Consider the following 13366-nt stretch of genomic DNA (forward strand, 5'->3'; position numbering starts at 1 on the left):
TTTCCCACGGAGCATACGCTTATCCTCGACCTCCCACCAGCCCAGGGCCACTGTCCCGGCGGCATGGCCGACCGATTACCCTGTTCGCAAGGCCCGCCGTGAGAACCTCACCCCGATTCGGGAGGTCCGCAAACGAATCTCATCCTTGCAACGACCGACCTTGACGCCCGTCGCCCGGCCGTTATGGCCCGTCAGCTCACCTTCGCTACCAGCATCGTCCGGTCGTCCTCGACGGGGTGGCCTTTGGTGAAGCGGTCGAGGGCCCGGAGGACCGAGGCGATCAGCTCGTCGGCGTCCTCCCGGCAGGTGTAGAGGGAGCGGTCGAGGCGGTCGAGGCCGAAGTAGCGGCCGTCGGGGTCGGTGGCGTCGGTGATGCCGTCGGTGTAGAGCACGAGCTGGTCGCCGGGGGTGAGCGGGGCGGTCGCCTGCTCGTACTGGATGCCGGGGAAGACGCCCAGGGGCAGGCCGCCGACGGCGTCGAGGCCGCCGATCGAGCCGTCGGAGCAGCGCTTCAACCGGGGGGGGTTGTGGCCGGCGTTGGCATAGGAGAGCGTGCGGGTGGCGGGGTCGAAGATGGCGTAGAACGCGGTGACGAAGGCGGCGCCGTCGGCGGTGTAGAGCCGGGAGAGGCGGTCGTTGACGTGTTCGAGCAGCTTCGAGGGCGGGTCGGGGTGGCCGGGGTGGCCGTGGGCGACGGCGTGGGTGATCGCCATCATGACGGCGGCGGGGGTGCCGTGGCCGCTGACGTCGGCGATGAGCAGGCCCCACTTGCCGTCGGAGAGCTCGAAGAAGTCGTAGTAGTCGCCGCCGGCCCACTGGGAGGTCTGGTAGTGGGCGGCGACGCTGAGGTGCGGGATGTCGGGGAGGATCTTCGGCAGCAGGGAGCGCTGGATCTCGGCCACCCGGTTCAACTCGCGGTCGACGGTGGCGTAGGCCCGCTCCAGCTCCTGCCGGAGGACGAGGTTGGCGGTGGCCCGGCCGAAGAGGTTGCTCATCCAGACGCGTTCGGGCAGGGTCTCGGGGTCGAAGGCGTCGGGGTCGGCGCGGAGGGCGAGGACGAGGTTGAGCCCCTGGCCCTGGTCGTAGTTCGGCAGGGCCATGAGCGACCGCATGCCGTCGAGGTAGGGGAAGGCGGGGTCGTCCGGGGAGATACGGAGGTCGTTGACGATCCGGGGCTCGTCGGCGTAGATCAGCTCGGCGAGCAGGCCGCCCTCCAAAATCGGCAGGCGGTCCTTCTGGGTCCAGGGGTTGATCGGGTCGTCCCAGCCGGAATAGCGGGTGACCCGGAACCTCGGGAAATCCAGGCCCCGTCGGCTGAGGGAGAGGCGGCGGTCGGAATGGAGCAGGCTGGCCATCTTCTCGCCGTAGGTGCGGACGATCGCCTCCGGGTCGCTCTGGAGGCTCATCTCGCGCATCATGGAGACGACGACGTCGAGCCGCTGGTGCCAGTCTCCGGCGGTCGCATCGAACAGCGCCTGGGTGCGAAGCATGACGGGAACGGCCCCTCCGGGTTGCCCTGAACCCCCGGCCGGGATGCTGACCGGGGCGCTCGGCGTTTATTGTAGGGGGGGACGCGTCCGGGTCGAGGGGTCCGGCCGATCGCCCGGCCCCCTGGCGATCGCGACGGAGCGACCGACGATGAGCCTGAGACGACGGATCCTCGGCCCGGCGGTCGCCCTGGCGATCGCCGTCGGCCTCGGCCTGGCGACGGTCCTGGGGCTCGGGGACGGCCTGGGGTCCCGCCCCCCGGGGGCCCCCCCGGGGCCTGGGGAGGTGGCCGAGCCCTCCTGGGAGGCGATCGTCGAGGCGACCCAGGCCCAGCAGTGGCCGAGGGTCGAGGCGCTGCTGCGGGACTGGGTCGACCGCCGGGAGGACGACGGCAAGGCCCGGATCATGCTCGGCCAGATGCTCGTCTCCACCGACCGCCGGTCCGAGGGGGCCCGGGTGCTGGCGGGCGTGGGGGCCGACGACCCCTCCTATGCCGACGCCCGGACCCAGCTCGGGGAACTCGCCCTCTCCCTCGGCGACGCCCCTCGGGCCGAGGTCGCCTTCCGCCAGGCCGCCGAGGCCGATCCGAAGGCCGTCGCCCCTCGGGGGCGCCTGATCTACCTGCTCGGCCTCCAGCTGCGGTCGGCCGAGGCCCGGGACGTCCTCTGGCAGCTCCACGAGGCCACCGGGGACGCCCGGATGCTCGTCGACCTGATCCTGGATGCCGCCAAGTCGGAGGTCGACGTCCGGGGCATCTCTCCCGAGATCGGGCAGTTCCTGGACGGGTCGCCCGACGACGCCTTCCTCCGGCGTGCCTACGGCCTCTCGCTGCACTGGAAGGGAGAGTTCTCGGCGGCCTTGCCGCACCTGGAGGCCGCGGCGTCGGGCCTGGTCGACGACCCGATCGGCCGGCTCGCCCTGGCCGAATGCCGGGCGCAGCTCGGCCTGCCGGTCGAACTGCCGGGGGCGATGGGGACCATCCCCGATCCCCCGGCCGACGCCTCCCGATGGTGGGTCTCCCTCGGCCAGCTCCAGCAGGCCGAGGGCCGCCCCGGAGACGCCTTGGAGAGCTTCCGACGCGCCGTCGCGTTGAACCCCGAGTCGCCCGAGGCCCACCACCGGCTCTCCCAGGAGCTCTCGAGGTCGGGGGACGACGTCGGGGCCGCCGAGCACTCCCGACGGGCCGAGGAGCTGCGAAGGCGCTGGGTCGTCCTCCGCCGCAACTTCACCGACCTGCGCAGCTTCGGCTTCGAGGAGGACGCCGAGTTGCTGGCCCGGCTGGGGGACCAGTGCCGGGACGCCTCGCTCCTGGCCGAGGCCCGCGCCTGGTACGAGCACGCGATCGGGCGCGACCCGGGCTCGCCCGCCGCCTCCCGGCTCGCCGCCCTTGCCGGCCGCACCGACCCGTTCCCGGTCGCCCGGTCCCGGCCCCGTCGGGTCGCCGGCCCCGCCGGGGCCGATCGCGACCGGACGCCCGGGCCCGGGCCGGACGCCCCGCCCACGGCCCGCTTCGAGGACGTCGCCGCCTCGGCGGGGATCGCCTACCAATACGACCACGGGCCCCGCGACGAGATTTATCTGGCCGACACGATGGGAGGCGGCGTGGGCCTGCTCGACTTCGACGGCGACGGCCGGCTCGACCTCTATTTCGTCAACGGCTGCCCGATGCCCTACGACCGGGACGACCCGCCGGCCCCGAACCGGCTCTACCGGAACCTCGGCGCCTGGCGGTTCGAGGACGTGACCGAGTCGGCCGGCGTCGGCGGCCACGGCTACGGGATGGGCTGCGCCGTGGCGGACTACGACGACGATGGGCATGAGGACCTGTTCATCACGGGGCTCGACCGCACCGTCCTCTACCGCAACAACGGCGACGGCACCTTCGAGGACGTGACCGAGTCCGCCGGCGTGGCGTCCGACCGCTGGACCACGGCCGCCGGCTTCGGCGACTTCGACCGCGACGGCGACCTCGACCTGTTCGTCGTCACCTACGTCGAGGACGACTCCGACGCCCCCCGGCCCTGCCGAGACCACGCCGGCCGGCCGGTCCACTGCTCCCCCGCCCACTCCCCGGCGCAGCAGGATCTCCTCTTCCGCAACGAGGGGGACGGCACCTTCGCCGACGCGTCGGTCGGGGCGGGCATCGAGGCCCCCGCCGGCCGGGGGCTCGGCCTGGCGATCGCCGACTTCGACGGCGACTCGCTCCTGGATGCGTACGTCGCCAACGACGCCAGCCCCGACTTCCTCTTCCGGAACCTCGGCGGGCTGCGGTTCGAGGAGGTCGGCGCCGCCTCGGGCCTGGCGCTCGACGGCTCCGGCCACGCCACCGCGAGCATGGGGGTGGTGGCCGACGACCTCGTCGCCGACGGCCTGATCGACCTGCTGCACACCAACTTCCTGAACGAGGCGAACACCCTGCACCGCAACCTCGGCGGCGGGCAATTCGCCGACGCCACCCTCTCCGGCGGCCTGGCCGCCCCGAGCCTCTCGACCACCGGCTTCGGGACCGCGGCGGTCGACGCGGACAACGACGGCACGCTCGACCTGTTCGTCGCCAACGGCCACGTCGACGACCAGCCCTGGGTCAACAGCCCGATGCCCCAGCCGCCGCAACTGTTCCTCGGGCGGGGGGGCGGCCGGTTTACCCTGGCCGACGCGGACGCCTTCCCATACCTGTCCCGCCGCGTCGTCGGCCGGGGGCTGGCGAGCGGGGACCTGGACGACGACGGCCGGGCAGATCTGGTGGTCGTGCACCGCGGCTCGCCGGCCGCGGTGTTGCGAAATGTCACCGAGGGGGGGCACTGGCTGGGCCTCCGGCTGATCGGCACCCGATCGCCCAGGACCCCGGTCGGTGCCCGGGTCGAGGTCGAGGCCGGGGGCCTCCGAATCGTCCGCTGGCTGACCTCGGGGACGGGCTACCTCTCGGCGCACGACAACCGGCTCTGGCTCGGCCTCGGCGCGGCGGAGGCGGTCGATCGGCTGGAAATTCACTGGCCTTCCGGGCTCCGGCAGTCGATCGCCGGCCTGGCCGCCGACCGCCGTTACGAACTCCGGGAGGGGGGGGAGCCTAGCCCGATGATCCCCCCCCCGACCCGATGAATCCCGGCTGGCGCCAAGGGGTATCCCATGCAATCTTCCGGAGAATTCACTTGACCCGATCCCTTGCACGATTTAATGAAGTGTAGGAGACTCGATGGAGTGCCCCGATCGGCTCCTGTCCCTTCGGCATTCCTCGAAGCGTCCACGGTCATCGAATCGGGGCCATCCCGGCCCGAACCATCGCCTAGTCATCCTGGGCGACCGCTCTGAGGGCACCCTCGACGGAACCCGAACGGCCGGCCCTCAACTCGGCGGCCCCGCGGCAGGATGTGGCCGCTCCCGACGACACCATGGAACTCGGCCTCCCGTGCCGCGAAGACGCGGTCCGGGCCGATTGTGACGCACCTGAGCCTCGGAGTCCCCTCGTCCCATGTGCTTTCTCCGATTGCGAATCAGCCTGACGGCCGCCGCCCTCCTGGCCGCCCTCGTCACCCTGCCCGGCTGCGGCAGCGGCGGGGGCGGCGACGGCGAATTCGGCCAGGAGTTCGAGAAGCCGGCCGACTTCGAGAAGGGCGGCGACGCGCAGATCGAGGCGGAAGAGCCGTTCAAGCGGGACAAGTCCTGATCGACGGCCGATCTCGGCCTGATCAGGCCGCCCCGCGTGGTCCCGGGCCCGGCCCCAGAGCACATCACGCCCTTTTCCACCATTCCATCCAGGGAGACCCCATTCCATGGCACCGATACGCCGCTCGATCACCCGTGGATTCACGCTGATCGAGTTACTCGTGGTCATCGCCATCATCGGCGTCCTGATCGCCCTGCTGCTGCCCGCCGTGCAGTCGGCCCGCGAGGCCGCCCGGCGCGCCCAGTGCACCAACAACCTCAAGCAACTCGCCCTGGCGATGATGAATTACGAGAGCTCCAACGGGAGCTTCCCGATGGGCGACTCGTACGTGCTGGGCAACGCCGCGTCCGGCGGCGGCTGGATCCGCCAGAACTTCGGCCCGTTCGTCGGCATGTCGCAGTACTACGAGCAGGGCAACCTCTACAACACGCTCAACACGAGCGTGATGATCTACCTGGCCGAGAACTCCACCACCAACGGCATCGGCATCGCGACGCTCTGGTGCCCGAGCGACTCGGCCTCCGAGTTCCAGCTCGCCCCCGGGGTCTACGACGAGGGCTCCGACAACACCGGCTGGGACGGGGCGCTGATCCCGATGCGCTACAGCAGCTACGCCGGCAACTCGGGCGTGCTCTACTACCACGCCCCGAGGCTGGGCGGCAACCCGGGCCTCTACGGCCGCAACACGGGCATCTTCCAGCACGCGGGCCGGCCGCCCGGCCGCAGCTCCAGCGAGCCCACCGGCAAGGTGATCCGGCTCGCCGACATCCGGGACGGCACCTCGAATACGATCGTGATGGGAGACGTGAACTATGGGAAGCTCGCAGATGGCCTAACGGCCCTGGGCGAATCGCCCTACGGCTCGAAGTGGTGGACCTCGGGGCTGATCGGCGACACCACCTACGCGGCGATCTTCCCGCCGAACTTCTTCCGCACGATGGCGGATGCCCTGACCCTCGACCCGTACTTCCCCGAGAATCAACCCCAGAGCAACTTCGGCGCGACCGCCAACAGCTTCCACCCCGGGGGGGCGAACTTCGCCTTCTGCGACGGCTCGGTCCGCTTCGTCAAGGACACCATCAACTCCTGGAACCCCTTCCTGATCGATTACATCGACCGGGGGGTGGCCTACAACAACGACGGGCCCCTGCCGCCGCACGGCGTCTATCAGGCGCTGCACACCCGCGCCAGCGGCGAGGTCGTCAGCGCCGACCAGTATTGAGCGCCCGGATCCCGGCCGGATCGCCGGCCGCGGCCCATCCGGGCCGCGGCCGGCGGCCGGCCCCGAGCCGACCCCGAGCCCGCCTTGGACCGGCGACCGAGGACCGACGATGCGACGGCGATGGGCCTGGGTGGCCGCCCTCCTGGTTGTCCTCGGCCTGGGATCGGCCCTCTGGATCGACCGGGAGGCGCGGCTCCGCCGCTTCGGGGGCGGGCTGGAGGAGGCCCGCTCCGCCCTGCTCGACGGCCGACACGCCACGGCCCGGCGCCGGCTCGCCGACCTCGTCGATCGGCGGCCCGGCCACGGCGAGGCGCTCTACCTGCTCGGCCTCTGCGAGCAGCTGCTCGGCCATCCCGATCGGGCCGAGGCCGCCTGGGCCCGCATCCCCGGGGGGACTCCCGAAGCCGGCCTGGCGCTGCTGCACTGGGCCGACGTCGAGCAGGAGCGGGGCCGGTTGGCGGCCGCCGAGGACCGCCTGCGCGCCGCCCTGGGGATCCCCGGGGCGCATCGGCCGATGGCCCGCTGGTCGCTCGTACTGCTGCTGCGGCATGAGGGCCGGTTCGACGAGGCCCGGGTCGTCTTCCGCCGGGGGCTCGCCGAGCACCCCGAGCCGGTCGAGGCGATGAAGATCCTCTACAAGCTCGACACCGACCCCTTCCCCGTCGAGACCGCCCGGCGCGACCTGGAGATCGCCCACCGCCTGGCCCCCGAGGACGACCGCGCCTGGCTCGGCCTGGCCCACCTCGCCACCCGGTCCGGCCGGTTCGACGAGGCGGAGGGCTGGCTCGACCGCTGCCTCGGGCGCCGTCCGGGGGACCCCGCCGTCTGGCGGGCCCGGCTCGACTGGGCCCTCGCCGCCGGGCGCACCGGGGACGCCTCCGAGGCCCTCGCACACCTGCCCGCCGGGACCGACGCCGAGGCCGACGCGCTGCGGTTCGAGGCCTGGTTCGCCCGGCAGGACGGCGACCGCGAGGCCGAGCGACTCGCCCTGGAGGCGCTCGACCGGATCGACCCGAGCCGGCCCGAGGTGATCGACCGCCTCGCCGCGATCGCCGCCGAGGAGGGCCGCACCGAGGCCGCCGCCGGCTACCGGGCCGTCCGCACCCGGCTGGAGGAGGACCGGGACGCCTACGTCGACCTGCTCCTCGCCGGCGACCTGGTCGCCCGGTCCCGCGAGCTGTCCCGCCAGGCGGCCGCCCTCGGCCGGCGCTTCGACGCCCTCGCCTGGGCCGCCCTGGCCGACGGCGCCGTGGACGAGGCCGAGGTCCCCTCGGCGCCCGAGGCGGACGTCGGGGGGGCGTCCCTGGCCGACCTGATCCCCGAGTTCGCCCCCCGGCCGGGGTCGGCGGGCCGAGGGGCGTCGGCGGAGGGGAGAGGAGAGGGCAAGCGGGTCCTCGTCCCCCGGTTCGAGGACGACTCGGCCCGGGCCGGGCTGGACTTCGTGCACGACCGGGGCCACGTCGACGGCCGCCTCATCCTCCCCGAGACCGGCGCCGGCGGGGTGGGCCTGCTCGACTTCGACGGCGACGGCCGGCTCGACCTCTATGCCGTCCAGGCCGGCACCTTCCCCCCGGCGCCCGGGGCGCCGAACGCCGATCGCCTCTATCGCAATCGCGGCGACGGCACGTTCGAAGACGTCTCGACATGCTCTGGCATCGCCTCGATGCCCGGCGGCTACGGCCACGGGGTCGCGGTGGGGGACGTCGACGACGACGGCGACCCGGACCTGCTCGTCACCCGGTGGCGGTCGTACGCGCTCTATCGGAACGAGGGGGACGGCACCTTCGCCGACGCCACCGAGGAGGCCGGGCTGGGGGGGGACCGGGGCTGGCCGACCTCGGCCGCCTTCGCCGACCTGGACGACGACGGCGACCTGGACCTCTACGTCTGCCAATACCTGGAGTGGGACGAGCACGGCGACCGCACCTGCCTCGACCCCGACGACCCGACGAACTACGCCTGCAACCCCCGGGACTTCCCCGCCCTGCCCGACCGGGTCTTCCGCAACGACGGGGGCCGGTTCGTCGACGTGACCGAGGAGGCCGGGTTCGTCGACCCGGACGGCCGGGGCCTGGGGGTCGTCGCGGCCGACGTGGACGGGGACCGGCGGGTCGACCTCTTCGTCGCCAACGACATGACGCCCGACTACCTGTTCCTGAATCGGGGCGGCTTCCGATTCGAGGAGGTGGGGGCCGTGGCCGGGGTGGCCGCCAACGCCCAGGGGAACTACCAGGCCGGCATGGGGACCGCCTGCGGCGACCTCGACGGCGACGGCCGGCTCGACCTGCTGGTCACCAACTACTTCGAAGAGTCGACCTCGTTCTTCCGCAACCTCGGCGGCGGCTACTTCGCCGACCAGTCGGCCGAGGTGAACCTGGAGGCCCCGACCCGGGAGCTGCTCGGCTTCGGCCTGGCGCTGCTCGACGCGAACCTCGACGGCCGGCTCGACGTGCTCAGCGCCAACGGCCACGTCCACGACGGCCGCCCCCGATACCCCTACGCGATGCCCGCCCACCTGCTGCTGGGGGGCCCCGACGGCCGCCTGGTCGACCCCGGCGCCTCGGCCGGCCCGCCCTTCTCGGTGCCGCACCTCGGCCGGGGGCTGGCCGTCGGCGACCTGGACGACGACGGCCGGCCCGACGCCGTCCTCCAGGCCCAGGACGGGCCGCTCGTGTACCTGCACAACCGCACCGAGGATCCGGGCCGCTTCCTCGTCCTCCGGCTCGAAGGGACGGAGTCGAATCGGGACGCCGTCGGCGCGATCGTGACGGTCGAGGCCGGGGGTCGTCGCCTCGTCGCCTCCCGGAACGGCGGGGGCAGCTACCAGTCGGCCGGCGACCCCCGGCTGCACTTCGGCCTCGGGGACGCGAGCGAGGTCGACGCGGTCGAGGTCGACGCGGTCGAGGTCCGTTGGCCCTCCGGGCGGGTCGACCGCCACCTCGATCTCGACGCCGACGCCGCGTACCTGCTCCGGGAGGGCTCGGCGGCCCCCCTGCCCCTCCCCGGCTTCCCGAGGGCCGACGCCCCGGAGGTCGCCTCCGGCGGATGAGGCCCCGGCCGACGGTCGCATCCAGGCCGGATGCCGGGGGTCGGGTGGCGCTCGGGGAGGGCTCGACCCCTCCCCGAGAGACGGCGTCGGGCCGACCCCCGCATCGACCGTCGCTCATGACTCGACGCCCGATGGTGGCCCCCTGGTCCACCATCTTGCATCCGACATCCATCAATCACCCCCCCGCCTCGGGGGACCAACGCGGAGTCAACGCCCGATGAGCTCGATGGCAGGGACCGGCCGGATCGCCTCGATGGACCAGTTCCGGGGCTACACGGTGGCCGGGATGTTCGTGGTGAACTTCCTCGGGGGGATCGCGGCGGTCCACTCGGTGCTGAAGCACAACAACACGTACTTCAGCTATGCCGATTCGATCATGCCGAGCTTCCTGTTCGCCTGCGGCTTCTCCTACCGGCTGAGCCTCCTGCGGCGGATCGACCAGGTGGGTCCGGCGGCGGCCTACCGGCGGGTCGCGACGAGGAGCCTGGGGCTGGTCCTCGTCTCGCTCGTCGTCTTCGGCGTGGGGGGCGGGTTCGACTCGTGGTCGGAGATGACCGGGCGGGGCGTCCTGCGGTTCGTCGCCGAGCTGGTCAAGGCGGACGCGTGGGAGGTGCTGGCGATCATCGGCGTCTGCCAGGTGCTGATCATGCCGTTCGTCGCGCGGTCGGCCGGGGTGCGGTTCGCGGCGATGGTCGGCCTGTCGGCCCTGCACTTCGGCCTGTCTTATCTGTTCAATTACGACTTCGTCTCGGGCAAGCCGAACTGGATGGACGACCTCTGGGGCACGACCGGCCGCCGGGCCTGGGACGGCGGGTTCTTCGGGCTGCTGCACTGGTCGGTGCCGATGCTCGCCGGCACGCTCGCCCACGACGTGATGGTGGCCCCCGGCCGCTCGCCGGGCCCGGCCTCGGCCCGGCTGATCGGCTGGGGGACGCTGGCGATGGTGCTCGCCTACGGGCTCTCTTGCTTCAGCACCCTCTACGGCCCGGAGGACCGCCGGACCGACGGATTGGGCCGGCCGGAAGACATCGCCGCCTCACCGGTGATCCCGCCGCTGTCCCGCATCGCCGACCGGGAGCCCTCGGAGTTGCTGGCGACGGCGCCGCTGGTCGAGCCCGAGGTGATCGCCGCGAACTACTGGATGATGGACAAGCGGATCGTCACGATCCCCTTCATCTGGTTCTCCACCGGCTTCGCCCTGGCCCTGTACGCCCTGTTCGTCCTCGCCTGCGATCGGCTGGGCCTGTCGATCGAGCTGTTCCGGCTGCTCGGGATGAACCCGCTGGCGGCCTACGTCATCCACCACGCCGTCGAGGGGACGGTGCACTCGGTCGTCCCCGGCGATTCCCCGCTCTGGTGGGCGCTGGCGGGCCTGCTGATCTTCTTCGCGATCACGGTGACGTTCGTCCGCTTCCTCGACCGGCAGAAGATCTACCTGAGGCTCTGAGCCGGGGCGGGCGGAGGCGCGACGGTGGCCGACGCATGACGAGAACTCCCGCCATCACGCATTCACTCTTCCCCGTCCAGCATCCGTCTCGGGGCTCGACGCCCTGTTGAACACCGGCTAAACTCCAAGGGAGGTCGGGGGGTCCTCCCGGGTCGCGGCCAGCACCCGGGCGGGGCCCTCGCCGAGGGATCCGGGGCGCGTCGCCTCGCGGCGTCGCGTCGAATCGAGCAGCCGATGTATGGGAGGCCCCCCGATGAGGATCGCCACCACCAGGGCCCGACGACCGGGCCGGTCGACGACCTCCGCCGCCGCGCTGCTGGCGATCGCGCTGGGCTCGGCCCCGATCGGGGCCGAGGGCGGATCGGACGCGGAGGGGCTGACGCTGTTCGAGTCGAAGATCCGGCCGGTGCTCATCGAGCAATGCTACTCCTGCCACTCGGTCGAGGAGGGCACGGCGAAGGGCGGCCTGCAGCTCGACACCCGGGACGCCCTGCTGCGGGGCGGCGACGGCGGCCCGGCCGTCGAGCCGGGGGACCCGGATCTGAGCCTCCTGATCGAGGCGATCCGCTATGATACACACGTGCAGATGCCCCCGTCCGGGAAGCTCGAGTCGGGGGTGATCGCCGCCTTCGAGGAGTGGGTCCGCATGGGCGCCCCCGACCCCCGGGTGCCCGTCGACGCCGAGGCCGCGGAGGTCGCCCCGATGGACGCCCCGGCGATCGACTGGGAGTCGGCGCGGTCCTCCTGGGCCTTCTCGACGCCGACCCGGCAGGAGCCGCCGGCCGTCTCGGATCCGACCTGGGTCCGTTCCCGGGTCGACGCCTTCGTCCTCGCGCGGCTCGACGCCGCCGGGCTCTCCCCGAACCCCGAGGCCGACCGCCGCGCCCTGGCCCGTCGGCTGTCGTTCGACCTCACCGGCTTGCCCCCCGAACCGGCCTCGGTCGAGGCGTTCGTGGTCGACGGCGGGCCGGATGCGGTGGGCCGGTTCGTCGACGGCCTGCTCGCCTCGCCTCACTTCGGCGAGCGCTGGGCGAGGGCGTGGCTCGACCTCTCGCGATATGCCGAGGACCAGGCGCACATCGTCGGCGACGACGCGTCGCTCTGCTATCCGAACGCCTACAGGTACCGGGACTGGGTCATCCGGGCGTTCAACGACGACTTGCCCTTCGACGCCTTCGTCCGGGAGCAGCTCGCCGCCGACCTGATCGACCCCGACGACGAGGAGGGCCTGGCCGCCCTGGGCTTCGTCGGCCTGGGGCCGAAGTACTATCGCCGGAACTCCCCCGAGGTGATGGCCGACGAGTGGGAGGACCGCGTCGACGTCGTCTCCCGGGGCCTGCTCGGGCTGACGGTCGCCTGCGCCCGCTGCCACGACCACAAGTTCGACCCGATCCCGACCGAGGACTACTACGCCCTGGCCGGCGTCTTCGCCAGCACCGTCATGTTCAACCGCCCGCTGGACGACGACGCCGAGACGAAGAAGTCCGGCGAGGCCGAGGAGCCCGAGGAGGCGATCCACATCCTCAAGGATGCGGAGCCGACCGACCTGAACATCTTCATCCGGGGGAACGTCGACCAGAAGGGCCCCGTCGCACGCCGCCACTTCCTGGCGGTGCTCTCCGACCGGGTCGACGAGCCCGTCCCGCTGGGGGACGATTCCTCCAGCGGCCGGCGGGACCTGGCCGAGGCGATCGCCGACCCGGAGAACCCGCTCACGGCCCGGGTCTTCGTCAACCGGGTCTGGGGGCAGCTCTTCGGCCGCCCGATCGTCGGCACCACCAGCAACTTCGGGGCGCTGGGCGAGCCGCCCACCCACCCGGAGCTGCTGGACGACCTGGCCGCCCGGTTCGTCTCCGAGGGGGGCTGGTCGCTCAAGTGGCTCGTCCGGGAGCTGGCGACCTCCGGCACCTATCGGCAGTCGACCGACATCACCGATGAGCACCGGTCGATCGACCCGGCCAACGCCCTGCTCGGCCGGATGAGCCGCAAGCGGCTGCCGGTCGAGGCCTGGCGGGACGCGGTGCTCGACGCCTCGGGCGCGTTGGACCGCACCGTCGGCGGGCCGTCCATCGACCCGAGCGACCCCGAGGCGGGGCGTCGGACGGTCTACAGCGCGGTCAGCCGCCTGGAGCTGCACCCGATGCTCGCCCGGTTCGACTTCCCCGACCCGAACACCCACAGCGACGGCCGGGCCCGGACGACGACGCCGCTCCAGAAGCTGTTCGTGCTGAACAGCCCGTTCGTCACCCGGCACGCCGAGCGCCTGGCCGACCGCCTCGCCCGGGAGGCCGGCGACGACCCGTCTTCCCGGATCGAGCTGGCCCATCGCCTCCTGTTCTCCCGGCCCCCTTCGTCCACGGAGGAGGCCCTGGCGCTGGACTTCCTCGACGCCGACGCCGGCGATCCCTCCCGGGCCTGGGCCACCTACGCCCAGGCGCTGATCGCCTCGAACGAATTCCTGATCATCGACTGATCCGATCCCAGGTCGATCCTCGC

7 protein-coding genes are annotated in these 13366 nt (G+C 72.5%); 6 read left to right on the forward strand and 1 reads right to left on the reverse strand.

What is annotated here, in order from left to right:
- Positions 1-191: 191 nt before the first annotated feature.
- A complete protein-coding gene (locus ElP_RS32195; RefSeq protein WP_145277285.1) occupies positions 192-1490 on the reverse strand; it encodes a PP2C family protein-serine/threonine phosphatase in 1299 nt (432 codons plus the stop codon).
- A gap of 148 nt (positions 1491-1638) precedes the next feature.
- On the opposite strand from ElP_RS32195, the gene ElP_RS32200 reads away from it, so the two are divergent.
- From ElP_RS32200 to ElP_RS32225, 6 genes are all read left to right on the forward strand, one after another.
- Positions 1639-4587, forward strand: coding sequence for an FG-GAP-like repeat-containing protein (locus ElP_RS32200; RefSeq protein WP_145277287.1), 2949 nt, complete (start codon positions 1639-1641; stop codon positions 4585-4587).
- A gap of 370 nt (positions 4588-4957) precedes the next feature.
- Complete coding sequence (locus ElP_RS32205) at positions 4958-5152, forward strand: hypothetical protein (RefSeq protein WP_145277289.1); 195 nt, start codon at positions 4958-4960, stop codon at positions 5150-5152.
- Between the two features lie 106 nt (positions 5153-5258).
- A complete protein-coding gene (locus ElP_RS32210) occupies positions 5259-6374 on the forward strand; it encodes a DUF1559 domain-containing protein (RefSeq protein ID WP_145277291.1) in 1116 nt (371 codons plus the stop codon).
- 109 nt (positions 6375-6483) lie between these two features.
- Positions 6484-9423 (forward strand): FG-GAP-like repeat-containing protein, encoded by a 2940-nt coding sequence (locus ElP_RS32215; RefSeq protein ID WP_145277293.1) that lies wholly within the window; start codon positions 6484-6486, stop codon positions 9421-9423.
- A 217-nt stretch (positions 9424-9640) separates the two neighbouring features.
- Positions 9641-10870, forward strand: a complete 1230-nt coding sequence (locus tag ElP_RS32220) for a heparan-alpha-glucosaminide N-acetyltransferase domain-containing protein (protein WP_145277295.1) — start codon at positions 9641-9643, stop codon at positions 10868-10870.
- Positions 10871-11123: 253 nt separating this feature from the next.
- Entirely contained in the window at positions 11124-13343 is a 2220-nt protein-coding gene (locus tag ElP_RS32225) for a PSD1 and planctomycete cytochrome C domain-containing protein (protein ID WP_197446539.1), read from the forward strand.
- The last annotated feature ends 23 nt before the right edge of the window (positions 13344-13366 follow it).

The sequence above is a fragment of the Tautonia plasticadhaerens genome, assembly GCF_007752535.1.
GTDB lineage: Bacteria > Planctomycetota > Planctomycetia > Isosphaerales > Isosphaeraceae > Tautonia > Tautonia plasticadhaerens.

Coding starts and splice junctions, on each gene's coding strand:
- ElP_RS32195 (WP_145277285.1), bottom strand. CDS start 1,490: ATGCTTCGCACCCAGGCGCTGTTCGATGCGACCGCCGGAGACTGGCAC.
- ElP_RS32200 (WP_145277287.1), top strand. CDS start 1,639: ATGAGCCTGAGACGACGGATCCTCGGCCCGGCGGTCGCCCTGGCGATC.
- ElP_RS32205 (WP_145277289.1), top strand. CDS start 4,958: ATGTGCTTTCTCCGATTGCGAATCAGCCTGACGGCCGCCGCCCTCCTG.
- ElP_RS32210 (WP_145277291.1), top strand. CDS start 5,259: ATGGCACCGATACGCCGCTCGATCACCCGTGGATTCACGCTGATCGAG.
- ElP_RS32215 (WP_145277293.1), top strand. CDS start 6,484: ATGCGACGGCGATGGGCCTGGGTGGCCGCCCTCCTGGTTGTCCTCGGC.
- ElP_RS32220 (WP_145277295.1), top strand. CDS start 9,641: ATGAGCTCGATGGCAGGGACCGGCCGGATCGCCTCGATGGACCAGTTC.
- ElP_RS32225 (WP_197446539.1), top strand. CDS start 11,124: ATGAGGATCGCCACCACCAGGGCCCGACGACCGGGCCGGTCGACGACC.